Here is a 22,982-nt window from a genome sequence, read left to right as displayed (position 1 = left end):
GGGGTTCCTCGGGCGCGGTGGACAAACGGAAATGGGATGCTAGCAGCCGTGTGGCGTTGCCGGATGCTCACAGCATCCCCGGGACCTCGTGCGCCAGGAAGTCATACACGGCGCGGATTCTGCTGCTGGTGCGGATCTCGCGGTGGACAGTGAGCCAGATGGGCAGCTCGGGCAGGGGCAGCAGGGGCAGCACGGCCACCACCTCGGGATCGGTGCGGGCCAGGTAGCGGCCGACGAAGCCGATGCCCAGGCCCGCGCGCACGGCCGCCCAGTAGGCCATGAGATCGTCGGTGCGGAAGGCGAAATGCTGGCGTTCCACCGGGTAGCCCATGGCCGCGAAGCCCTGCGGAATGTCCTCGTGCCGGTCGTTCCCGATCAGCTCGTGCTGAAGCAGGTCGGCCGGCTGGCGCGGCACGCCCTTGCGGCGCAGGTAGTCGCGGTGGGCGTAGGCGCCCAGGGTCACCGCCCCGATGCGCCTGGCCACCAGGCTGGCCTGGCTGGGGCGCACCATGCGCAGCGCGATGTCGGCCTCGCGGCGCAGCAGGTTGGTGACCTCGTTGCTGGCCACCAGCTCCACCTGCACCTCGGGCAGCGCCTGCCGCATGCGCGCGAGCACGGGGGGCAGCAGCGCGCAGGCCACGGGCTGGCTGGCGGTGATGCGCACGGTGCCGCTCACCCCGGCCTGCGCGCCCGACACGCTGCGCGCGAGCTGGTGCGCGCCGGCCTCCATCGCGCGCGCCGATTCGGCCAGCTGGAGCGCCGTGGCCGTGGGCAGCAGCCCGCGCCCGGTGCGCTCGAACAGCACCACGCCCAACTGTGCCTCCAGCTCGGCGATGTGGCGGCCGATGGTGGGCTGGCTCGCGTTCAGCACGCGCGCCGCGCCCAGCAGGCTGCCCTGGTCGAGCGCGGCCAGGAAGGACTGCACCAGGCTCCAGTCGAAGGTCTGATTCATGGGGCTGCGGCGTGCTCCGGTTTCTGCGGGCCTTGCTATTCAAAAATGAATTGCTGATATGAAAAGTTAGGCAATTGTGTAGTTCGCCGCGCATTTCCACAATCACCCCATTCCTTCTTTTCACAAAGGCCCCCAATGACCACCAGCGCCACGCCCAGCACCGCCGCCCCGGCGGCTTCCACCGTGCTGATCCTTGGAGGCCGGGGCCGCCTGGGGCAGGCCGCCGCCCGCGCTTTCGCCCAGGCGGGCTGGCAGGTGCTGGCGCAGGTGCGGCCGGGCGCCCAGGGAGCGGCGCTGCCGGCCATCCCCGGCGTGTGGTGGCTGCCCGCGGCGGTGCAGGACACCCCCGCGCTGGCGGCGCAGGCCCGGGGCGCCCAGGTGGTGGTGCATGCGCTCAACCCGGCCTACACGCACAAGGCCTGGCGCGACGAGGCGCCCGCCCTCATGGAGGCGGCGGTCGCCGTCACGCGCACGCTGGGCGCCACGCTCATGCTGCCCGGGAACGTCTACAACTTCGGCGAGGGCATGCCCGCCGTGCTGCACGAGGACACGCCCCAGGCCGCCACCGGTTTCAAGGGCCGCCTGCGCGTGCAGCTCGAGCAGCGCCTGGCCGCCGCCACGCGGGACGGCGGACTGCGGGCGGTGGTGGTGCGCGCGGGCGACTTCTTTGGCAGCGGCACGGGCAGCTGGCTCGACCAGGCCATCGCCAGGGAGCTGCCCCGGGGCCGCATCACCTGGCCCGGCCCGCTGGACGTGGCCACACCCTGGGCCTACCTGCCCGACCTGGCGCGTGCCTTCGTGCGCGTGGCCCAGGAGCGGCATCGCCTGGCCGCCTTTGAATGCCTGCATTTCGCGGGGCACCACGCCAGCGCCCGGCAATGGCTGCACAGCTTCACGGCCATTGCCGCGGAACAGGGCTGGCTGCCCGATGCCGGCGCGCTGCGGGTAGGGCGGCTGCCCTGGCCGCTGCTGCGCATCGCGGGCGCCGTGGCGCCCACGTTCGCCGCGCTGGCGGCCATGCGCTACCTGTGGAGCACGCCGCACCGGCTGGACAACACGCGCCTGCGCGCGCTCATCGGCGATGAACCCCACACGCCCTTCGACCAGGCCGTACGCCAGGCGCTCGCCGACCTGGGGCTGCTGGCGCCGCAGGCGCGCCGTGCCGCGCTGGCCTGACCCGTGTCTGTCTTTCTCACCCCTCCAAGGAGCGTCTCCATGCATCGCCGCAACTTCATTCGATTGGCCGGTGGTGGCACCATCGCCGCCGCCACGGGCACGCTGGCCGCGTGTGGCGTGGCCGGCCCGCACTACCCCGCCGAGGCGGTCGAGGCCTGGCAGGGCCCCGTGGGCGAGACCGAGGTGCGCCGCCGCGCCGTGGCCTACGCCATCACCGCGCCGAACCCGCACAACCTGCAGCCCTGGGTGGTGGACCTGCGCGAGGACGGCGTGATCACCCTGCGCACCGACCGCGAGCGCGTGCTGCCGCACACCGACCCGCTGGGCCGACAGATCCTGATCGGCCACGGGGCGTTCCTGGAGCTGCTGGTGCTGGCATTGGCGCAGCAAGGCGCGGGCAGCGAGGTGCAGCTGTGGCCGCAGGGCCCGCTGCCCGAGGCGCTGACCGCCTGGGACGACCGGCCCGTGGCGCGTGTCACCCTCCAGCCCGCGGGCCAGCCCGATCCGCTGTTTGCGCAGGTGCTGCAGCGCCGCACGCCCAAGAGCGACTTCGACACGGCCCGCCCCGTGGCGTCCGAGGTGCTGGCCGCGCTGCTGGCCAGCCAGCGCCCCGGGGCGCCGCTGCAGGCCGGGGGAACGGTGGACGATGCCCGCCTGGGGCCGCTGCGCGCGCTGTGCTGGGAATCCGCACAGGTCGAGCTGCTCACCCCGCGCACGATGATGGAGAGCATCCACCTCACGCGCGTGGGCCCCTCCGAAATCCTGCGCCACCGCGACGGCATCTCCCTGAACTCGCCCTTCGTGCGGGCGGTGGCGGCGCTGGGCATGTTCGACCGCACGGCGCCGCCCGCCGAAGGCAGCGCGGCCTACAAGAGCGCGATGGGCCGCTTCGAAGGCCACAGCCGCACGGCCATGGGTTTTGTGTGGATCGCGGGCGGCAACACGCGCGCCGACCAGGTCCAGGCGGGCCGGGCCTACGCGCGCCTGCAACTGCGGGCCACGGCGCTGGGCGTGGGCATGCACCCCATGAGCCAGGCGCTGCAGGAGTTCGCCGAGATGGCGTCGCACTACGAGCGCGTGCACCAGCTGGTGCTGGGGCGGCCCGCGCCGCGCAGCGCGGACGATGCCACGGTGCAGATGTTCTGCCGCATCGGCTACCCGCAGGGCGAGGTGCCCGCCACGCCGCGCCGGCCGCTGGCGCAGTTCGTGCGCGCCTGAGCGGGGCGGTCGCCGCGCAAGGAAGGCCCGTTTGCCGGTTGGTTGGCTGGTTGGCTGGAGGGCCGGGGCGGCTTCCCGTTCCCGCCGGGCGGCGGCGTCGAACCGGGGCTTCGCGCGCGGCGCGTCAAGCGGGAAAGGGCGGCCCGTGGGGCTGCAGGCACATGGGCGTTTCGTCGAAGGCCAGCCAGCCCAGCGTGTCGCACAGCGCCTGCACCCATGCGGTGTAGTCGGTGCGCAGCGAGCAATGCATGGCCAGCGGGCCTTCGGAGACGTTCTCGGGAAGGTGGAACTCCACCCCGTGGCCCAGCACCGTGGCATGGCCCCAGGTGGGCAGGGCCCATTCCAGCCCCGGCAGCACCTGGGCGAGCGATGCCTTGATGTGCTCGATGTCGCGCAGCACCAGCACGGTGTCGGGCGAGAGGTCCTCCGTGCGCAGCGGCAGCCGGGCGGGTTGAAAGAACAGGTAGGTGTAGGCCATGGGGCGTGATGTTGCACGCTGCGGGCCTGGCGTTGCAAAAGCCCGCAGGGCGCCGCGTGAACTATTGCGCAGCGCGGCCGCTTTGGCGCCTGGCCTCAAGGCCCCGGGGTGCCGGCGGGCGCTGAAAGGTACTCCCGCACCAGGGCCCGCGCGCGGTGCAGGCGGCTCTTGGCCGCTTCGCGCGTCACGCCCAGGCGCTGGGCCATCTCCTCGATGGTCAGCTCCTCGAAGTCGCGCAGGAGCAGCGCGTCGCGGTAGAGGGGGGGCAGCGAGTCGATGGCCAGGGCCAGGTCGTGGCGCAGTTCGTGGTCGGGCCGGTGCGACCATGCCAGCGTGTCCTCCACCTGCGCCAGGGGCTCGGCCTTGAGCCACGCGAGCATGGGCCGCATGCACAGCCGCTGCACGATGCGCACCACCCAGCCGCCAAACGCCGCCACCTCGCGCAGCGCGCCCACCCGGCGGTAGACGATGATGAGCGCCTCCTGCACCACGTCGTCGGTGGCCGTGGTGGCCGCGCAGTGGCGCAGCGCATAGCGGCGGATGTCGGGGCGGGTCAGGCGCAGCAGCTGCTCCATCGCCACGGCGTCGCCGCTGCGCGCCGCGGGCAGCAGCTGGGCGAGCGTGGGTAGTGGTTGGGTCGGGCTCATCTTCTCAGTTCTCCACGGTGCATTGCGCCACCCGCAGCCCATGAGACCGGCGCGCTGGCTGCGCCTCCCTGCCCGCGCGCAGCGTGAGAGCGGGGGGTGAAGGCGCGAAGCGACTCGAGGGGGGAATGTCTCATGTCATTCCACGGGCCTGCGGCCCACCATGGCGCAGGCGGGGCAGTAGCCCAACGCGCCGCTCAGGATGCTGCCGACGCCCGCGGCGGCCAGCGCCAGGCCCAAGGGGGATGCGGCCAGCCACCACAGCCCCGCAGCGATGAGGGCGACGCCCCCCACAACGCGCAGCAGGCTTTCGGGGCGGGTGATGTTCTTGCGGTACAGCATGGGAATTGGTTCCTTGGTCGGTTGAAGGAGGTGCCAGCACAGGGCGCCTCCCCCCACCAAGAGCCGCTGGTTTCGCCAAAGGATTCATGGTCCGCGAAAAAAAGTGGCCGCCGGCCGCCGGGGCCCGTTACCGGAAATGGTCGAACGAGGCGTAGCGGTTGTCCATGGGCTGGCCCTGCGCGTCCAGCAGCTGCAGTCCGGGCTCGGCCCGCACGGTGCCGATGCGGGTGACGGGCGTGCCGCTGGCCCGCGACGCGGCGGCCACGGCGTCACGCTGTGCGGGCGGGGCGGTGAAGGCCAGCTCATAGTCGTCGCCGCCTGCCAGCGTGCATTGGTGGATCAATTCCAAGCCAATTTGGCCTTTGGCGCTTGATGGGTAAGCGCTGGATGCTATCATTTTTGAAGTAGTGTGCGTGTCGATGTGGGCCCCGACGCCCGAGGCCTTGAGGATGTGCGACAGGTCGCCCAGCAGCCCGTCGCTCACATCCATGGCGCTGCTGGCCACCCCGCGCAGGGCCAGGCCCAGGGCCACGCGCGGGGTGGGGCGCTCCAGCCGCTGGCGCGCGCGGGCCAGCACGCCGGCGGGCAGGGGGGCGTGGCCCAGCAGGGCTTCCAGCGCCAGGCGGGCGTCGCCCAGCGTGCCGCTGACATAGATGTCGTCGCCGGCCCGTGCGCCGCTGCGCAGCAGGGCCTGGCCCGGGGGGACCTCGCCAAATACCGTGATGCAGATATTGAGCGGGCCCTGCGTGGTGTCGCCGCCCACCAGCGCACAGCCGTGGGCGTCGGCCAGCGCCAGCAGCCCGCGCGAGAAGCCCGCGAGCCAGGCCTCGTCCACCCGGGGCAACGACAGGGCGAGGGTGAACGCCAGCGGGCGCGCGCCACAGGCCGCCAGGTCCGACAGGTTCACGGCCAGCGCCTTGTGGCCCAGGGCCTCGGGGTCCACGTCCGCAAAGAAGTGGCGGCCCTCCACCAGCATGTCGCTGGAGATGGCCAGCTGCATGCCGGGCGCAGGCGCCAGCAGCGCGCAGTCGTCTCCCACGCCCAGGGCCACGGCGCCGCCGGGGCGCGCGGGGCGGGTGAAGTAGCGGGCGATCAGGTCGAACTCACCCATGGCAGGGCCGTGTGGTCATGGGGTGTGTGCGGTGTGGATGGTGGGCCGGGGAGGGCCAAAAATCAGAAAACATGTGCGGCAGCAAAAAAGAGCGTGGCATGGTGGTGCGCTAGCGCGGGTCAAACCACCGCGCCCAGTGGTCGATGCAGGCCTGGATCTTGGGCAGCCGGTGCCTGCGGGTGAGGGTGATGGCATGGATCGGGCTGGGCTGCAGGTCCACGCAGTCGGCGAGCACGGGCGCCAGCAGGCCCTGGCGCACGAGGGGCTCGGCCACCACCGTGGCCAGGCGCGCAATACCCAGGCCCTGCAGCGCCATGCGCGCCGTGATGGCGGTGCTGCCCGAGCGCCAGTGGCCCTCGGCCACCAGCACGCGGGGTTCTCCATCGACGAGGAAGGGCCAATGGTTCAGGAAAGCCACCGCGCTGTTGGCGATGAGGCGGTGCGCGTGCAGGTCGTCGGGGTGTTCTGGCGCGCCATGGGCCTGCAGGTAGCCGGGCGTGGCGTACAGGGCGCGTGCCAAGGTGCCCAGCGGGCGCGCCACCACGGTGTCGGTCAGCGGGGGGGCGGTGCGGATGGCGATGTCGATGCCATCGCGCGCCATGTCGGCCATGCGGTCATCCACCAGCAGCTCCACGCGCAGTTGCGGGTGCTGCCGCTGCAGGCTGTCAAAGCTCGGAATCAACAGGTGCTCGGCCACGACCGAGCTGGACGCCACGCGCACCCAGCCACGGGGCTGGCCGCTCTGGTGGGCGAATTCGCCTTCCAGCTCGTCGAGCGTGCCCGTGATGCGGCGGCAGTAGTCCAGGAAGGTCAGTCCCTCGGGTGTGGGCGCGAGGCCATGCGTGGAGCGGTGCAGCAGCCGCGCGCCGCAGGCTTGCTCGATGCGCGACAGGGTGCGCGAGACCTGGCTCACCGGCGCGCCGCGCTCGCGCGCCACCGCCGAGAGCGAGCCCAGGTCGGCCACGCGCACGAACAGGTGCATGTCTTCAAAGCGGATCTCGCGCATGGGGCGATGGTAACGGCGGGGCCTTGCAATCCGCGCAAAACGGTCTTGCGCCGTGGGCCGTTTCCGCCGCGCCCGGGGCTGCCTACAGTGGCTTCAAGCCCTGCAAAACAGCCCTCGAAAGGAACCGCCATGCACCAGCCCATGCACCCCGCTGAGTACCAGAGGCTGCGCGATTGCGCCCGGCGCGACGCGCTGCGGCTGCGCCAGCAGGCCCTTCGTGACGCCCACGCCTGGCTGGCGCGCACTCTGGTGCGCGCGGGCCTTTGGGTTTTGCGCAGCGCCGGGCTGAACACGCCGTCCCCTGCTGCTCCCACCCCGCAAGAAAGGAAGACAGCACCATGCCAACCCTCGTTCTGAAACTGGCCCCGCTGCAAAACCCCGAACGCTACCGGCAACTGGCCGGCGCGCTGACGGACCTCACGGTGGACCTGCTGGGCAAGCGCCGCGAGGTGACGGCGGTGGTCATCGACGACCTGCCCGCCGCGCGCTGGCACATCGGCGGCGCACCTGCCGAACAGCCCACGGCGTTGCTGGAGATCAGCATCACGCAGGGCACGAACACGCAGGAAGAGAAGGCCGCCTTCATCCAGGCGGCGTTCGCGGAGCTGCAGCGCCAGTTGGCCGGGGACGGCGTGCTGGCCCCCGCCAGCTACGTGGTGGTGCGGGAGCTGCCCGCCAGCGACTGGGGCCATGGCGGGCGCACGCAGCGCTCGCGTCAGCTGGCGGTGCTGCCGGCGTGACGGCGGGGCCGCGCAGGATCAGGCCGTGGCGCCGCGAAAGCGCTGCGCCGCCTGGCGGCTGACCTCGGCCAGCAGTTGCTCCTCGCGCTGGCGCTCGCGCAGCCAGCGCGCATCGTTCTGGCCCGCTTCGACCTCGGTGCGCAGCATGTGCATGGCGCTCGATGCGCCTTGCACGGCGGCGTGGCCGGCGATCTTGTCCATGGTCTTGAGGATGTGCTCGCGCAGCGGCATGTGGTCGCCCGTGGCCGGGTCCACGTACACCGCGTCCATGCCGAAGCGGCAGGCCTGGAAGCGGTTGTAGGTGTAGACCAGGTAGTCGTCCTCGGTGGGCATGAAGGGCTGCTCGGCCAGAAACCAGGCGCCCAGCGACTGCACGTAGCCCGCCAGCGCGGCGGCGCGCTCGATGGTGAGCGGGGTGTCGAACACGCGGATCTCGATGGTGCCGAACTCGGGCTTGGGGCGGATGTCCCAGTAGAAGTCCTTCATGCTCTTGACCACGCCGGTGCGGGTCATCTTGTCGAAGTAGGCGGTGAAGTCCTCCCACGTGAGCGCCAGCGGGGCGCGGCCCGAGAGCGGAAACGCGAACACCGAGTTCAGGCGCGCCGAGTCGAACGCCGTGTCCTGCCCCTGCACGTAGGGGCTCGATGCCGACAGCGCGATGAAGTGCGGGATGTAGCGCGACATGCGGTGCAGCATGAGCAGCGCGGCGTTGGCATCGGGGCAGCCGATGTGCACGTGCTGGCCGAAGATGGTGAACTGCTTGGACAGGTAGCCGTACAGCTCCGACAGCTCGCGAAAGCGCGGCTTGTCGTAGATGCGCCGCTCGTGCCATTGCTGAAACGGGTGCGTGCCGCCGCCCACCACGGCGATGTTGAGCTTGTCGGCGCTCTTGACCAGCGCGTCGCGGATGGGCGTGAGCTGGCCCAGCACCTCGCTGCTGGAATGGCAGATGCCCGTGGAGATCTCGATCATGCTGTTCGTCATCTCGGGCACCACGCTGCCGGGCAGCGGGGTTTTCTTCATGAGGCGCAGCATGTCCTCGGCATAGGGGGCCAGGTCGTAGTCGTTGGTGTTGACGAGCTGCAGCTCCAGCTCGACGCCCAGCGTCAGCGGTTCGGAATGGTTGAAGGCTTCAAGACTCACGATGGGGTGTCTCCGTTGTGGCCACGGGTCGTCAGTGGCGCCCAGGGTTTAGAGCTCTCGCCCGCGCGGTAGATGGCCACGGTGGCGATCACGGCGCCCAGCACTTCCATGAGCAGGATGGCGGGCAGCGCCACGCCGGCGATCACGTGGCCCGTGGAGGGCGAGGCGAGCACGAACTGCGAGGCAATCAGCAGCGCGATGGACGACATCGGCGTCATGGCGCAGCCCACCCACAGGGCCTGCTTCCAGCTGGCGCCGCTGCCCACGTTGCCCAGGGCGACACCCGTGGCCTTGGCCAGCAGGCGCACGGCGATCAGTGCCAGCACGACGCCCGCCACCGGCGCGCTCCAGTCCGCCTGGGCGGCCACGGTGGACACCAGCACGAACATCAGCATGGTCAGCAGCGAGGACGCATTGCCCAGCTGGCGCGGCCATGCCCAGGGGCGCGGGTTGAGCTGCTTGAGCAGCATGCCGCCCAGCAGCGCCGCCAGCGGCGCCGAACCGCCCATGTGCGCCGCCACGGCGGTGCCCGCCGCCACCAGCGCGAGGAACAGCATCGAGGTGTTCTCGCTCGTGGGGCTCATGAAGCGCAGCGCCATGCGCAAGACCAGCGCCAGCACGGCCGCCACCACGATGGAAACGCCCAGCACCACGATCACCGGGTACACGGTCTCCACCACGGTGAGGCTCTGGCGGTTGATCAGCTCGGCCTTCGCGCTGCCCAGCGTCAGCGCATACAGGGTGGACAGGGTGGTGAGCACGATGGCGCGCTCCGTCACCGGGCCGGCCGCGCGGGTGTCCGCCACCACGCGCGTGAGCACGGCGGGCGATGCCGCCAGGGCCACCAGCGCCAGCGGCCCGGCCACCTGCGGGGGCAGGTTCAGCCACACCAGCACCCAGTACACGGCAAAGTAGGTCAGCACGGATTCGGCAATGCTCTGCACCAGCACCATGGGGTTGTGGCGGAACCAGCGCAGCGGGATGCGGCCACCGCATTCAAAGAGCACCAGGGCGATGCCCAGCTCCAGCAGGAACAGGCCGATACCCTGCAGCGGCCACACGGCGCCGCTGAAGCCTGCGAGCCCGGCGGCGGTGCCCACCAGCGAGTAGCCCAGCACCTTGGGCAGGCCGGTGTGGCGCTGCGTGAGATAGCCCACCATGGCCGCCACCGCGAGCAGCAGCGACCATTGCACCGTGGGCAACCCGGCCGAGGGGCGCAGCCATTGCGCCCAGAAGCTCAGGATTTCATTCATGTTTCGGGACCTCTGCGTCAGACGGGCTGGCCCGTCGGTGTGAAGGAGCGGGCGCACACCGCCTCCGCGGGGGAAGGGGTGCGCCTGGCGTGGCCTGAATTTACAGGCGGAAACAAAACGTCTCTGTAGGACAGGGGCGGCGCTTGGTTCCACCCGCCGCTGCGCCTCAGGGCGCGGTGCGGCGTTCGGGCATGAAAAAACTCAGGGGCGCCGAACGCATGCGCGTGCGGATCGCCGCGTAGATGCGCGACCGGTCCACGCCGCTCACGTTCTGCGCGCGCAGCGCGAGGCTGAAGGCCAGGTAGAAACTGACGGTGACATTCAGCGCGCCCAGCAAGGGAAGCGACGCCACGGCCCACCAGAAGGCGGGCATGTGCAGCACTCCCAGGCCCAGCGCGGCGCTGGCCGCGCCCACCTGGCCTGTGGACAGTGTGACATGGCGCACATCCAGGGCCAGTCCGAAAAACCCTGCAAAGGCCGGGACGAGCCCCAGCATGAAGCCCAGCGAGATGTTGGCCGCGAAGCCCGAGAGGTTCTCGCGCAGGAAACGCGCCCAGCGGGCGGCCCGCTCCGTGCCCAGCATGCGGGTGATGCGCGGGTTGTAGTGCATGGCCGAGTCCAGGCGGTTGAGCACGAACCAGTTCTCGGTCCAGCCCGCGATGATGCTGGAAGCGAACAGCAGCACCCCGGTGAATGCCGCGAAGAGCAGCGACGGGCCCAGCAGGTGCAGGGACTCGAACACGTGCGCTGCCTCGCGCTCGCTGATGGCCGGGCTGCCGGTGGCCAGCGCGATCAGCATGGCCAGCCCGAGCACCGCCGGGAACACCACGAACACATTGCCCAGCACGGCGGCCACCTGGGAGCGCACCAGGTGCGTGATCTCGTCCACGAACGACTCGATGGCGTCGCTGGCGCCCAGCTCCTTGAGCTTTGCGGCCATGGCGGGCGCCGTCATCGCGGGCTGCTTGGTCGCCACGGTCAGGTGCAGCAGCTGGATCAGCACGAACGTGACGGCGTAGTTCACGCCCGCCCAGAAGCCGCCCCAGAAGGCGGACAGCGCCAGCGCATAGAGGCCGAACTTGGCCAGCGTGGTGAAGGCCATGACCGCGCCGCCCCCTGCCGCCTTGCGGACCATGGCCCGGTACTCGGCCGCGGTGCGCGTGATGTAGTGTTCGCCGGTTTCCGCGCTGCGCTCGACCACCTTGGCCGCCAGCAGCGAGGAGTTGGACGCCAGCAGGGCGCGCAGGCTGCGCCGTTCCTGACCCACCATCACCAGGCGCGCCATGAGCCGGGCGGCGGTGACGGACGGCTTGGGCGACAGCAGGCAGTCCAGCAGTTCGCGCACGCGCAGGATGCGCTCGCGCAGTTGCCGCAGGCGGAAGACCAGGCCCACGGAGATGCCGTTGTCCTCGAAATGGGTGTAGACCGTGGCGGCCGCGGCGCGGCAGGCCTCCAGCCGCTCGCGCAGGCGCTGCGCGGCCTCGTTGAGCCGGTCTGGAGTGCGCAGCGCATGCAGCACCTCCACGCGCAGGCTTTCCACGTCGCGGATCAGGGCATGAAAGGGCTGGGCTTCGCGGGCGGATTCGCTCATGCGCAGGCGCAGCTCGGGTGCGAAGCCCGTGGAGAGAATCTGTCCGGCGCAGTAGGTGATGGCATCCAGCAGGGCCCGTTGCCAGCGCGAGGTGCCCGGGTTGCCTTCGGTGCTGGGGGGCGCCAGCAGCGCCACAAGGCGGGTGAGCTGGGCTTCTTCCAGGGCCGACAGCCACTGCGCGTCGAACTCCCCGGGCAGGGCCAGCATGAACAGCTCGGACGCGTCGATGGTTTCAGGGCTGCCCGGCAGCAGCTTGGTGCGCAGGCGTTCGGCCAGCTCGCTGACCAGCGCGGTGCGGGGCGCGAAGCCGAAATCCGCCAGCAGGGTGGTGATGTCCACCTGGTCGACCAGCGTGGCCCACCACGCCTGAAGCCGCAGCTGGATGTCGGGCCGTGCCTGCACCGCATCCAGGAAGAGCTGCACGCGGCCCACGGCGGAGGCCACGGAGTCGCGCTCGCCCCGCACCCAGTCCAGCAGGTGGATGAGCCACAGGTGGCGGTGCGCGAGATCGGCTGCCGGATCCAGCGCCGACAGCAGGCTGGCCAGGTCCGGGGTGGTCTTGCCACGCTTCAATGCAGCACCCGACCGCTCAGCGGCTCACCCGACGGGCCGTGGTTGATCGCTTCAAGCACGAAGAGCGGCACGGGCGTGTTGAAAGGCTCCCCGTCCTCCGCCACGCAGTGGAACGTCCCGTGCATGGTGCCGCTGGCGGTGCGCAGCCGGCATCCGCTGGTGTACTGAAACGATTCACCGGGCTTGAGCAGCGGCTGGTGGCCCACCACGCCCAGGCCCTTGACCTCCTCGGTGTGGCCGCGGGAATCGCTGATGATCCAGTGGCGCGAAATCAGCTGTGCTGGCGCTTCCCCCGCATTGGTGATGGTGATCGTGTAGGCGAAGCTGAACACGCCGGTGTCCGGGGCGGACTGCTCGGGCAGGTATTCGGGGCGCACCTCCACGGCGAACTGGTACTTTGGCATGGGGCGAATGGTAAGCCAATGGTGCAAAAACCCCGCGTGCCCGGGGCCTGAGTGCGCGGCGGCGCCCGGGCGGAGGCACGTCCGTGCACGCAGCGCAATAGGCGAGGCTTGCCCTGTGGAACCGCTGAACTGCGACAATTGCCCCCATGAGCCGTTCTTTCCGCATCGCCCCCTCCATCCTCTCCGCCGACTTCGCCCGCCTGGGTGAAGAGGTGCGCAATGTCATCGCCGCTGGCGCGGACTGGATCCACTTCGACGTGATGGACAACCATTACGTGCCCAACCTGACCTTCGGCCCCATGGTCTGCCAGGCACTCAAGCCGCATGCCCGGACCGCCGCCGGCGTGCCCGTTCCGGTGGACGTGCACCTGATGATCGAGCCCGTGGATGCGTTGGCCGCCGCGTTCGCCGACGCCGGGGCCGACTACATCAGCTTCCATCCGGACGCTTCGGCCCATGTGCACCGCAGCATCCAGGCCATCCGCGCCAAGGGCGTGAAGCCCGGCCTGGTGTTCAACCCGGCCGCACCGCTGGATGTGCTCGACTGGGTGATCGACGACATCGATCTGATCCTCATCATGAGCGTGAACCCAGGGTTTGGTGGCCAGAGCTTCATCGACTCGGCGCTGCGCAAGATCGAGGAGGTGCGCCGCCGCATCGATGCCACGGGCAAGGACATCCGCCTCGAGGTGGACGGCGGCATCAAGACGGACAACATCCGCCGTGTGGCGGATGCGGGCGCCGATACGTTCGTGGCGGGCAGCGCCATCTTCGGCAAGCCGGACTACCAGGGCGTTATCGACGCCATGCGCGTGCAGCTGGCCTGACGTCCACGGCGGCTGGCCAGGCCGCGCCGCTGCGGCCTGCCGCGGCACGATTACCAATACGGGACTGCCACTGCCTATTGCGGCACGACGGTGGTCGTGGTGGATTCTCGCAGCACCCCGCCACCGGGCACCGAGCCGCTGGCCGGGCTGTTCTGGATGCGGCGCACGCATTCCGTCTGCTCCGCCGCCGTCGGGAACGCCACGCAGCGCTGCGTGGCGTTGTCCGTGGCGGCGGCGCCCGGGTTGCTCAGCTGCCCCTTGCGGGACGCGTCCAGCGCGTTGTTCGCCTCGCGCAGGCAGGTCGCGAGGCTGTCCTGGGTGTTGTTGGTCATGCACTTCTCGCGCTCCTGCTCGTAGCGCGCACGGGCATCCGGGGGCGGCGTCTGGGCTAGGGCGCCTGCGCAGGCTGCGAACAGGGTCGCAGTGAAGACGGGGGCAAAAAAAGCGGTACGGGTCATGTAAGGGCTCCTGGCAATCTCGGTAATCACAAACGGGCTGGCTTCAGCGTAGCCCCGAGCGCCTTGCGACCCTGTCAGACACCGCCTTCCGCCTCCGTGCGCCCTCGCGCCTTCCTTCTTTCATGGAGCATGCTGCCGCTTCGTTCGTGCGGAGCGTTCACGTGTCCGCGCGAATGCCTTGGCGCGCCCGGCGGATGGGCATGGCGCCAAACCAAAAAAAGGCCGACTTCATGTCAGCCTTTTTGGCCTGGAGCACCGTGGCTCAACGTGCGTTCTCTTGGTACCAGAAGCGGCGCTTGCGAGGAATGCCCAAGGTGGCCGTGGATTTCCCTGCTTCAATCCCTGATTCCTTGGGGTTCGGTGCCCCGATCACGAATTCCTTCTGCTTGGTCACTTCCGACGTTGTGCCATCTGCGTTGGTCTGGGTGTAGGTGATGGTCACGAATCCCGCCACGGGGCTGGGGGGCAGGCCGCCGCCATTGAGCTTCTGGCTTGCCGGAGCTCGGCAAAAGAGCGGCGCAGCGTAGGTGCGTGCCTCTCCCAGGTTGGCCGAGCATGTATTGCCCGGCGGTGTCGGCTTGTTGGTGCCGAAGTAAGTCTGGCCACGGAAGGTCGTCGCCGCATTCACCACCTTTTCGCCCGCCGTCATGGGAAAGTAGCAGCCATTGGTCATGTTGTCGGTGGTGCTGCCGGACAAACCGAGAGAGCCCGGCAAGATCGGGGTGAAGGATGTCGCCGTACCCTTGGCGGTCCGGTCATCAAACACGGTGAAAAAGCGGTCGGTGCCGGCTGTTGTGCCCTTCAAGGGCTTTTCCCGGTCGCCAGATCCCACTTGCACAGCGGTAAATGTTTTTGTCGGTACCACGTCAGGCGCGTAGAAGAACTTTCGGGTGTCCGTTCCTGCCAGCGCCGCCAGCTTGTAGATGCCCCAATCCGAGACGGCCGAGGAGGAGGGGGTCTCCAGATCGATGCGGTAGATGTTGCCACCGGTGTCCACCGCGTAGGCGCGGTCGGTGTAGCCGTCATAGTCTGAGTCGACAAGGGTGACGTCCGCGGGGACGCTGCGCGCGGTGTCAAACCTCTTGAGAACCGATCCCGTGAATGCGTCGAGCACGTAGACCGCATTGCCCATCGTGGTGCTACCAGGTGTGGCCGCGTCTTCCGCAGCGGCATCGTAGCCCCCGCCCATCACCAGCACGGGGTCGGCATGCCCCTTGATCTTTGCCACTCTGGGTTCGGACCACGTCTGCCCCAGCACGCTCAAGCGAGAGTCCGTGTCGGTATTGGATTTTCTCCAGAGGAACTTCGGTTGTGTTGGGTCCGTGACGTCCAGCGCATAGATGAAGCGTCCGCCACGACGCATGCCCACATACAGGTACACCTTGGCATTGGAGCCGTCCGCGTTCACTTTTTGATAGACGCTGATCGGCCCATCAACGAAGTAGTCGCGGGGCTGGGGCTTGCTGGCGGAGGTCTCGTCAATCACGAGCGTCGTGGACAAGCGGATATCCGGCGTGTTGTCGTGCAGCCGTTGGAGCTTGCCGAAATGCTCTTGCGGGATGAATCCCCAGAGTTCCGCGCCTGCATCATTGCCGCTCTGGTTGCCGTTGATGGCTCGCAGCATGCCGTCGTTCGAGCCATAGAACACCACGACACCCGTATTCCCTCCATAGTTCACAACGGCTGGACGTGAATGCAGGATATCGCCGTGCACGCTCGGTCGGATCGTCGTTGCCGGCGTGGTGGTGGGGCCCACTTCCGCCGCGTTGTTGGTGCCACGCACCCAGTTGATGGTGCTGGTGTCCAGTGTGGAAGTGAGTGACGAGTTGGAAGTGCTGAACCGGGCGGAAGTGCTGGTTGCAAGGTTGGTTCCTGTGGCACATCCGATACAGGTATACAGGTTCCGTGTAGCCTGGTTGGTGGCATAGGCGCTCCGGATCAGTTGTGCGACGCCGCCTTTTTCGACAACCTCTCCATCCGGTGAGTCCGATGCGCTGGGAGGCGTGCCCATGGGATCCTTGGCCCAGAAAGTGCTGGGTGATGTCCAGAAGGAAATCGCTGTGGGCGAGATGAAGCCGGACGCACCGCTGACCGCCGCCTTTCCATCCGCCCCCGCCAGGAAGAGGGTGTCCGTGGGCACGTCGTATCCGAACTGGTACTGCTTGAGGTTGCCGCGCCAGCGGGGACGAGAGTCAGGGTCAGGTCGGAACATGCCCATGAACACCTGGTTCTGGTAGGTGCCTCGGGCATTCACGCTGACGGGCAGGCTGGCGGACGAAAACACGCTGTCACTCGCCTGGAGCTGGTTGAATATGGATACCAGCTTCTCAGCGATATCAGTACCCGCGGAGCTGACGGCGAAGTATTCCCCACCGCTGTTGACCGCCATGCTTCCAAGCAAGGCGCTCCATCCCGGGCCCTGGCCGGTCGTGACACGGTCCACATCCATGGTGTAGGTTGTGATGTTGCTGGGCGACTTCTTCATGAAGCGCGCCCACTCATCGGCAAAATTGCTTTGTGAACCGTTCGGCGACAGGTCCGTGATATCGGCTGGACGGGCAAGGCCGGCTGCTGCGTAGGCTGCAGACAGGCGGGTGGATGCATCGGTGTTGTCGCTGTTGTTGTCTTGCGCTGCGCCGTTGCTGATGTAGATGATGTAGTTGCGCGCGCAGGCGTCAACGAGCGGGCTGCGATAGGGGGATCCCGCGAAAGACGGCAGGGCATTGTTGGGCTGTGCGTAGATGGCATTGGAAAATGCCGTGCCTGAAGCATTGCCTGCGTAGTCCGCCTTGACCTTGTTGTTCCCAGAGTTGGGCGCAGCACCCGTGAAGTAGTAGTAGGCCTCGGCCATCGTCTTGCCGGCCTTCCCGCCATTGGATTTGTCCCCCAGCTTGTCCAGGCTGCCGAGCATGTTGGTGAACGTGGTCTTGTAGGCAGCGTCCAATGGCCTGATGGCCGCGCGCAGATAGCCGCCATCGACGTTGTTGTTGGGGTTGCCGGTTTCCGTGAACAGCATCAGGCCTACGCGAAACTTGCCAGCCGGCAAGGCATTGATGGTGCTCACCATGGCGGCAATTTCGTTGGTAAACGCATTGTTCCAGTTGGCCGTGTTGTCCAGCAGGATGAGTACGTTGGGGGGATCCGAGGTGGATGTGCCGCTGTAGATATCGATGTCGCTGGTGTACTGAGCGAGGCAGGGCAGGGTGGCTGCCAGCCCCATCGCCAGGACGGTCCACCGGCGCAGTTGACGGGTTGTGAAGCCTTGCATGGTGAAACTCCTGTGGCTACTTGCAGAAACTGGATACTTCGTTGCCGAAGACCACGACGGCGACGCCCTGGTTGACGGCGACCTTGGTTTGAGTCTGTGGATCGCTGACTTGCGCCCTGACATTCCACTCGCTGTTGGCGCAGCTTTCAGGGTCTGCGCCGGCGATCGGTGTTTCCAGGTCCACGAACGTTCCCCCCTGCTTGGGAGCGGCACGGCAGGGCGCGTAGACATCGATGGTGGTTGGCGTCTTCGGCGCCGGGGGAAGGTCGCCGGCAAGGATGGGTTTGGCGCGCGTGCACTGGGGTCTTGGCGAAAGCACCGCGGAGTAGTCCGTTGTCCCGTTGCCATCCATGTCGACCAGAACCGGCGAGGCAGCCACCCCGTCGGGGTTGGTATGGAAGGTGGACGCGCTGATGGTTTTCTCCACCGCCAGCTGTGCCGCGGAAAGCCCTTCCTGGCGCGCCTGCGTATTGCCGATGATGCGCAAATTTCCGGACGAACTGTTGAACGCGCTGATGGCAAACAGGCTCATCAGCACCAGGAAGATCAGGGCGACCACCAAGGTGGCGCCACGCTGGGTGGTATGGGTGTTCATGGTGATGACGCTGGCGTGGCGGGGGGAGAAACCTCGCGCAGACCTGCCACGTTGGTAAGGCGCACCGTGGTGGTGTACACGCGGCGCTTGAAGCCGCTGCCGTCTCCGGAGATGCTGGAGGGGCCCATGACATAGGTCTTGCCGCTGTCGCTGTAGCCCGGAGACTTTTCCGTGGTCCTGGAGAGCAGATGAAGACGCACGGCAACGACGTTGGCCCAGTCGTTGTCGCGGGCGCCCACGACCCCGCTCAGCCCGGGGCGAAACACATCAGGGCCGCCTTTGCTGGCGTCGGTTGCGGGGTCCGCATCGGCGGGATCGGTGGTGTCGAAACCATACTCGAGGACGAGATTCTCGATCCCCTCGGCCAGCGGCACGGTCACCATCTGGGTCCCACGCAGCTCCGCCATCTTGAGTGTGGGCGTCGTGTCGCTACCGCACTCGTTGCAGTCGGCGATGTAGTAGATGCGGGAAACGTATTGCCGGACCGGGTTGATGCCATTGCACTGCAAGTTCCTGAGGGTGAAATCCCCCGAGGTTGCGGACACGAGGAAGGGGTCGGCCACAGGATCGGTGACACATCGGGATGTCTGCACGTAGGGCGCATTGGCAACCTTGGCTGCAGGCGCCACGAGATCGGCCCCCAGCCGATGGATTGCAAACGCGATGGTTCCAGCCTTGTGGTTTGTGATGCATGTCGCCGGCAAGGCTTGAGCCTGTGCCGCTGTCAGGCCCATGAGGGGCAGCGGTACCTTGGAGTCTGATGGAACGGTTTTGTCCCAGCCCAGGTCGGGCAGCGCAGTCGCGCAGACGTCGGGGGTGGTATAGCCCAGGAAGTCCGCCGGCACCTCGCCGTAGAAGCCCGCAAGGGCGAGATCGTCGTGCAGCAGCTCCTCCGCATAGCGGCCGTTTTCAATCTGCCGGATGCTTTTTTCGAGTTCGTTCCCCGACTGGCTGCTGTTGGCGAACAGCAGAGCCAGCCCCGCGACCAGCACCAGGCCGATGGCAAGGCCCACCATCAGCTCCACGAGCGAAAATCCGCGCTGGCGCTGGCGCAGGCGTGCAGACGGCGTGTGCGAGGCTGCGAATGTAGGTTTCATGGGCGGTTCAGGGTGCGGGATCCGTGAGCTGGGCCACCTGCATCACGACGGAAACGACGCGGCGGGTGTCCTCGCTGCTGTACGCGTTCTGGCCACAGGCGTTTGCGGGAGACCCGCTGGGCTGCAGGCCTTGCCATGCCACGGAGATCAAGTACTGGTTGGTTGCCGGATTGGTGATGCAGCCGCGTGCGTTCAGCATGGCGCCCACCTTGGTGCCGCCCTGCACCTCCCCTGCCCCTTGGATGGTCGTGGCCCATTCACACATATCCCGCTGCGCGGTCGTGAGGGCCGCATTGGTGCAATCGCCTGGCGCCGCCGTGCCGATGCTGCTGCCTACATAGGCCACCGCATCACCACGGTTCAATTTCATGCGCTCGGCCATGTCATTGACCAGGATGAGTGCCTGTGATCGCTGATATCCCTCGAGATTGGCCACGGTGGTGCGGGCCTGCAGGCCAACAAAACCCAGTACGCCAAATGCAACGATCAGCATGGCAATCAGCGCCTCGATCAACGCGACACCTTGCTGGGGAGAGGAAGAGGACTTCATGGCGGGCAAGCGGTGGTGGCGCTCTTGGGGCGACCCGAGGGATCGAGTGAAATGCAGCGGCTGCGATTGGCATCGCTGTTCATCAGGGCGAACCGGGCCACGGTGGTGGAACTGGAGACGCGACCGTTGCGATCGAATGTGACAAGCGCTGGTCCGGTGAAAGTCACGCCGTTGCCGACGGGGTTTTTGCGGCTCACGACCTCTGTGCCCACCATCACGCTCCAGCCGGACTCCCAGTGGGAGGCATCGCCTGAAGTGGGGCGAAGCGTGACCGCGGTGGCAAGCTGGCCGCGCTTGAGGGCTTCGTTGCGGGCCAGTGTCAGGTCCGCCATGAGGTCGAAGGCCGCGGCACGCATGCGCTGCATTTCCAGCAAGTTGCGAAAGGAAGGGGCCGCCAAGGACACCACCACCGCCAGCAGGGCTACGGTGACCATCAGCTCAATGAGCGTGAACCCGGCGGCCGGGCGGTGTCTGAGGGTATGCATGGCGCGTCTTCCCCTACCAGCAGCCCGTCTGGGCGTTTCCGTTTTTCACGGCGGTCTTTGCTCCCGTGTGGTCCACGCCCAGGGTGCCGCACTTGTCGTTCAATTGGCTGCCCTGGGGTGTCGCTGTGGCGGTGAAGGAAGGAGGGGTGCTGGCCGGTGCACTGACAGTGATGGTGTAGTTGGCGGTGACCTGAGGAGGAACCGCGACATTCAGGGCGGCCGCCGTCGCCGCGTAACTGCGCGTGTCCAGGAGCATTTGTTGCTGCCGGGTGCCGATGTTCATGAGTACCGATTGCGCTTCTGCACGGCGTGATTTGCGCACGTGCTCCTGGTAAGAGGGATAGGCGACGGCAGCCAGGATGCTGATCACAGCCACTGTGATCAGCAGCTCTATCAGGGTAAACCCCTTGTTCCGATCCATGTCGGTTCTCCTCTGCCAAGCTGCGGTGTTGCGATGAAATGTGAAATTATCACATTCATTCTATTGCAAAATGTTGCACGGAGGTGGGCTAGAGGCGGTGTCGTGGTCGATGGAGCGACAGCAGGCAACCGCGTTGGAAGGTGAGTCCGTGGCGCCTTGGGCAGCATGGCAAATGCCGCGAAATTCGCGGAAAATCGCGGGTTATTCCGAACATTCATGCAAGATCGAATTTCCTGGACCCAAGCCGCCCTGGCACGCATCCTGCGGCCAGCGGTGCGTCTGGCCCTGGCGATGGGTCTGAAGCATCCGCAGCTCGAAGAGGTGCTGCGCGACCTCTTGGTCGACGAGGCCAGGAATCTATGGCTCGCGAAGGATGGGGCGAAACCCAATCTCAGCCAGTTGGCCACCACGACCGGGCTCAATCGCAAGGACGTGACAGCCCGGGTGCGCGACACGCGCTCCGTGTTGCCTGCCACCGAGGGTTCTGCGGCGGCGAAGGCCTACACGGCCTGGCTCCAGGTGGTCTCGGAAGACGAATCGCAGCGCACCTTGCCCTTGGCGGATTCTGGGAAGGGCCATTCCTTCGAACTGCTGTCCCGGTTCGCGACCCGTGGCAATGTCCACCACCGCACCGTGCTGGAAGAGTTGCTGAGGCTGAACCTGGTCGCTCTCTCGGACGGTGAGGTCCACTTGCTGGGGGACAGCTTTTTGCCCACCGCCAGCGTGCGCGACATGCTCGCCTTCCTGGGAGACAACGTGCGAGACCATCTGCAGGCCGCGGTATCCAACACGCTGGGCCAGCAGCCCCGCATGCTGGAGCGCGCGGTCTATGCCTCCGGCTTGACACTGGAGGACTGCGAGCGCATACATCAGGTCGCGCGCCAGCACTGGGAGGCGACCCACCATCTGCTCGTGCGGGAGATGACGGACGCCGTGGAACAGAGCGACGGGAAGGGGGCGGGGCGCATGCGTGTCGGGATCTACGCCTACTACGAGGACGAACGGGACCTGCCCCCAGGCACCGAGGCGCCCGTGGTGCCTCTCCAAGGGGCCGGCCAGCCGAGAGCATCTGATCCGTTGAAAGAATAACAGTGAGATATCCCATGAATGTGTTGATTCGGTCAGTCTTGCTGACTCTGTGGCTCGCCTTGGCAGCTTGTGGCGGTGGGTCGCAGGAGGGTACTGCGCCCGCAGGAGTGGGTGGAGTCTCGGGCCCAGGCACTGATGCCGGCACAGGTTCGGGTTCGGGTTCGGGCACTGATGCCGGCACGGGCACAGGCACAGGCACAGGCACAGGCACAGGCACAGGCACAGGCACAGGCACAGGCACAGGCACAGGCACAGGCACGGGCACAGGCACGGGCACGGGCACGGGCACGGGCACAGGCACGGGCACGGGCACGGGCACAGGCACAGGCACGGGCACGGGCACGGGCACGGGCACGGGCACGGGCACGGGCACGGGCACGGGCACGGGCACAGGCGATGGGGTGGGAGATGGTGTTGCTGCCGCCCCAGGGGACGCGGGCGGCGTGGGCTCCGGAGGCACGGGGGTGACGGCTTCCGCCGTGGGCATCGGCGTTGCGGACGGTTTTGGCAGCGTGATTGTCAATGGCGTGCGATTTGCCACCGACACTGCGCAGATCACGACAGAGGATTCGGACGCGCTGCGCCTGGGGATGACCGCGTTGATCAGCGGCTCCATTCGGCCAGACCTGGCGACGGGGGTCGCGACCAGCGTGCTTTCGGTCCCCGAGTTCCGGGGGCCGGTCACGGCACTGAACGTGGCCGCGGGCGAATTCGAAATCTGGGGGAACCGGATTGCGGTGGATACAACCACGGTGTACGACGGCCTGGCGGGACTGTCCTCGGTGGCGGTGGGCACCACCTTGCAGATCTATGCGCTGCCAGTGGGGGATGGCCGGTGGCGTGCGAGCCGGGTCGAACGCAAGGACCCGGGCATGCCGTTGATCATGGCGGGTGCCATTGAACAGCTTGACGGTGCCTCCAGGACCTTCCGGCTGGGCGGCCATCTGGTGAGCTACGCGGCCGCGTCTTTCAAGGGCACGTTGCTCGGCACTTCATTGGCCAATGGCATGGTGGTGTACGTGCGGGCCATGGCGCCGCCCGTTGATGGCGTGCTGAACGCTCAACAGATCCGGCGAGGCCACACCTTGCCCACGGCGGGGAGCTTCGCGGCCAATCTGCTGGGCATCGTGTCGAACTTCAGTCATCTGAATGCCGAGTTCTCGCTGTACGGAACGCGGGTGAATGCCGCGTCCGCGCTCATCACGGGCGGGCCCGCCACGGCCATTGGAAATGGCGTCAAGCTCGAAGTCGCCGGAACGATGTCCGGCGGTGTGCTGGTGGCCCAGCGGGCGCGCATTCGCCATGTGCCGGGGACGGGCGGGCCTGCCACCTTTGAGCTGATCGGTGCCATTGGGCAGTATCGGTCCATCCATGACTTCCGTGTGAACGGACAGCCCGTGAATGCCTCCGGTGAGGGCGTGGTGTTCGCCAACGGGACGGCGAAGGGTTTGCGCAATGGCGTTCGCGTGACGGTGCGAGGCCGCCAGGTGGTTTCCGGGGTACTTCAGGCCACCGAAGTTCAATTCGAGTGATGCCCTGGGGCGCCCCGGGCCAAGTGCCG

General features: G+C 67.7%; 23 protein-coding genes. 6 read left to right on the top strand and 17 right to left on the bottom strand.

What is annotated here, in order from left to right:
- Window positions 1–67: 67 nt before the first annotated feature.
- Window positions 68–952: a LysR family transcriptional regulator gene (locus AC1RCS_RS13565; RefSeq protein ID WP_218296769.1), complete on the bottom strand. Its 885-nt coding sequence runs from the start codon at window positions 950–952 to the stop codon at window positions 68–70.
- A gap of 135 nt (window positions 953–1,087) precedes the next feature.
- Here AC1RCS_RS13565 and AC1RCS_RS13560 point away from each other — a divergent pair, with 135 nt between their 5' ends.
- On the top strand, window positions 1,088–2,128 hold the full coding sequence (locus AC1RCS_RS13560) for an NAD-dependent epimerase/dehydratase family protein (protein WP_492245022.1): 1,041 nt from the start codon (window positions 1,088–1,090) through the stop codon (window positions 2,126–2,128).
- Between the two features lie 39 nt (window positions 2,129–2,167).
- Window positions 2,168–3,346 (top strand): Acg family FMN-binding oxidoreductase, encoded by a 1,179-nt coding sequence (locus tag AC1RCS_RS13555; RefSeq protein ID WP_492245023.1) that lies wholly within the window; start codon window positions 2,168–2,170, stop codon window positions 3,344–3,346.
- Window positions 3,347–3,470: 124 nt separating this feature from the next.
- Here AC1RCS_RS13555 and AC1RCS_RS13550 read toward each other — a convergent pair whose 3' ends face one another.
- The 5 genes from AC1RCS_RS13550 to AC1RCS_RS13530 all read right to left on the bottom strand — a co-directional run bounded on the left by AC1RCS_RS13550 (window position 3,471) and on the right by AC1RCS_RS13530 (window position 6,927).
- Window positions 3,471–3,824 (bottom strand): hypothetical protein, encoded by a 354-nt coding sequence (locus AC1RCS_RS13550; protein ID WP_218296772.1) that lies wholly within the window; start codon window positions 3,822–3,824, stop codon window positions 3,471–3,473.
- Window positions 3,825–3,919: 95 nt separating this feature from the next.
- Window positions 3,920–4,471, bottom strand: coding sequence for an RNA polymerase sigma factor (locus AC1RCS_RS13545; RefSeq protein WP_218341209.1), 552 nt, complete (start codon window positions 4,469–4,471; stop codon window positions 3,920–3,922).
- 135 nt (window positions 4,472–4,606) lie between these two features.
- Window positions 4,607–4,810, bottom strand: coding sequence for a YgaP family membrane protein (locus tag AC1RCS_RS13540; RefSeq protein ID WP_218296774.1), 204 nt, complete (start codon window positions 4,808–4,810; stop codon window positions 4,607–4,609).
- A gap of 127 nt (window positions 4,811–4,937) precedes the next feature.
- Window positions 4,938–5,921 carry a thiamine-phosphate kinase gene (gene thiL, locus AC1RCS_RS13535; protein WP_492245024.1) on the bottom strand — a complete coding sequence of 328 codons (984 nt, stop codon included), beginning with the start codon at window positions 5,919–5,921 and terminating at the stop codon, window positions 4,938–4,940.
- Between the two features lie 109 nt (window positions 5,922–6,030).
- The gene (locus AC1RCS_RS13530; protein ID WP_492245025.1) at window positions 6,031–6,927 is read right to left on the bottom strand and encodes a LysR family transcriptional regulator; all 897 of its coding nucleotides are present in this window, start codon (window positions 6,925–6,927) and stop codon (window positions 6,031–6,033) included.
- Between the two features lie 338 nt (window positions 6,928–7,265).
- On the opposite strand from AC1RCS_RS13530, the gene AC1RCS_RS13525 reads away from it, so the two are divergent.
- Window positions 7,266–7,667: a tautomerase family protein gene (locus tag AC1RCS_RS13525; RefSeq protein WP_492245026.1), complete on the top strand. Its 402-nt coding sequence runs from the start codon at window positions 7,266–7,268 to the stop codon at window positions 7,665–7,667.
- Between the two features lie 18 nt (window positions 7,668–7,685).
- On the opposite strand, the gene AC1RCS_RS13520 is transcribed toward AC1RCS_RS13525, so the two are convergent.
- The 4 genes from AC1RCS_RS13520 to apaG form a co-directional block, all read right to left on the bottom strand.
- On the bottom strand, window positions 7,686–8,810 hold the full coding sequence (locus AC1RCS_RS13520; protein WP_218296778.1) for a YbdK family carboxylate-amine ligase: 1,125 nt from the start codon (window positions 8,808–8,810) through the stop codon (window positions 7,686–7,688).
- Window positions 8,807–10,063 carry a cation:proton antiporter gene (locus tag AC1RCS_RS13515; RefSeq protein WP_218296779.1) on the bottom strand — a complete coding sequence of 419 codons (1,257 nt, stop codon included), beginning with the start codon at window positions 10,061–10,063 and terminating at the stop codon, window positions 8,807–8,809. Before AC1RCS_RS13515 ends, AC1RCS_RS13520 begins: the two co-directional genes overlap by 4 nt.
- A gap of 166 nt (window positions 10,064–10,229) precedes the next feature.
- A complete protein-coding gene (locus AC1RCS_RS13510; protein WP_492245027.1) occupies window positions 10,230–12,227 on the bottom strand; it encodes a site-specific recombinase in 1,998 nt (665 codons plus the stop codon).
- Window positions 12,224–12,631, bottom strand: coding sequence for a Co2+/Mg2+ efflux protein ApaG (gene apaG, locus AC1RCS_RS13505; protein ID WP_218296781.1), 408 nt, complete (start codon window positions 12,629–12,631; stop codon window positions 12,224–12,226). Before apaG ends, AC1RCS_RS13510 begins: the two co-directional genes overlap by 4 nt.
- A gap of 146 nt (window positions 12,632–12,777) precedes the next feature.
- On the opposite strand from apaG, the gene rpe reads away from it, so the two are divergent.
- Entirely contained in the window at window positions 12,778–13,458 is a 681-nt protein-coding gene (gene rpe / locus AC1RCS_RS13500; RefSeq protein WP_218341214.1) for a ribulose-phosphate 3-epimerase, read from the top strand.
- A gap of 74 nt (window positions 13,459–13,532) precedes the next feature.
- On the opposite strand, the gene AC1RCS_RS13495 is transcribed toward rpe, so the two are convergent.
- The 7 genes from AC1RCS_RS13495 to AC1RCS_RS13465 form a co-directional block, all read right to left on the bottom strand.
- The gene (locus tag AC1RCS_RS13495; protein ID WP_492245028.1) at window positions 13,533–13,916 is read right to left on the bottom strand and encodes a hypothetical protein; all 384 of its coding nucleotides are present in this window, start codon (window positions 13,914–13,916) and stop codon (window positions 13,533–13,535) included.
- A 262-nt stretch (window positions 13,917–14,178) separates the two neighbouring features.
- Window positions 14,179–17,184: a pilus assembly protein gene (locus tag AC1RCS_RS13490; RefSeq protein WP_369643594.1), complete on the bottom strand. Its 3,006-nt coding sequence runs from the start codon at window positions 17,182–17,184 to the stop codon at window positions 14,179–14,181.
- A gap of 16 nt (window positions 17,185–17,200) precedes the next feature.
- Window positions 17,201–17,779 (bottom strand): pilus assembly PilX family protein, encoded by a 579-nt coding sequence (locus tag AC1RCS_RS13485; protein WP_218341217.1) that lies wholly within the window; start codon window positions 17,777–17,779, stop codon window positions 17,201–17,203.
- Window positions 17,776–18,876: a PilW family protein gene (locus AC1RCS_RS13480; RefSeq protein ID WP_492245029.1), complete on the bottom strand. Its 1,101-nt coding sequence runs from the start codon at window positions 18,874–18,876 to the stop codon at window positions 17,776–17,778. The genes AC1RCS_RS13485 and AC1RCS_RS13480 overlap by 4 nt, the downstream gene beginning before the upstream one ends.
- A gap of 7 nt (window positions 18,877–18,883) precedes the next feature.
- Window positions 18,884–19,426 carry a type IV pilus modification protein PilV gene (pilV, locus tag AC1RCS_RS13475; RefSeq protein WP_218341219.1) on the bottom strand — a complete coding sequence of 181 codons (543 nt, stop codon included), beginning with the start codon at window positions 19,424–19,426 and terminating at the stop codon, window positions 18,884–18,886.
- Window positions 19,423–19,911, bottom strand: a complete 489-nt coding sequence (locus AC1RCS_RS13470; protein ID WP_492245030.1) for a GspH/FimT family pseudopilin — start codon at window positions 19,909–19,911, stop codon at window positions 19,423–19,425. The genes pilV and AC1RCS_RS13470 overlap by 4 nt, the downstream gene beginning before the upstream one ends.
- A 13-nt stretch (window positions 19,912–19,924) precedes the next feature.
- Complete coding sequence (locus tag AC1RCS_RS13465) at window positions 19,925–20,332, bottom strand: type IV pilin protein (protein WP_492245031.1); 408 nt, start codon at window positions 20,330–20,332, stop codon at window positions 19,925–19,927.
- Window positions 20,333–20,548: 216 nt separating this feature from the next.
- On the opposite strand from AC1RCS_RS13465, the gene AC1RCS_RS13460 reads away from it, so the two are divergent.
- Together AC1RCS_RS13460 and AC1RCS_RS13455 are read left to right on the top strand one after the other, a co-directional pair.
- Window positions 20,549–21,421, top strand: coding sequence for a DUF6502 family protein (locus AC1RCS_RS13460; RefSeq protein ID WP_492245032.1), 873 nt, complete (start codon window positions 20,549–20,551; stop codon window positions 21,419–21,421).
- Between the two features lie 14 nt (window positions 21,422–21,435).
- On the top strand, window positions 21,436–22,953 hold the full coding sequence (locus AC1RCS_RS13455; RefSeq protein WP_492245033.1) for a DUF5666 domain-containing protein: 1,518 nt from the start codon (window positions 21,436–21,438) through the stop codon (window positions 22,951–22,953).
- Window positions 22,954–22,982 lie beyond the last annotated feature (29 nt).

The sequence above is a fragment of the Acidovorax sp. GW823-FHT01C06 genome (genome assembly GCF_058798375.1).
The sequence above is the reverse complement of the archived record's forward strand: the minus strand, read 5'-3'. Positions and strand labels throughout refer to the sequence as shown.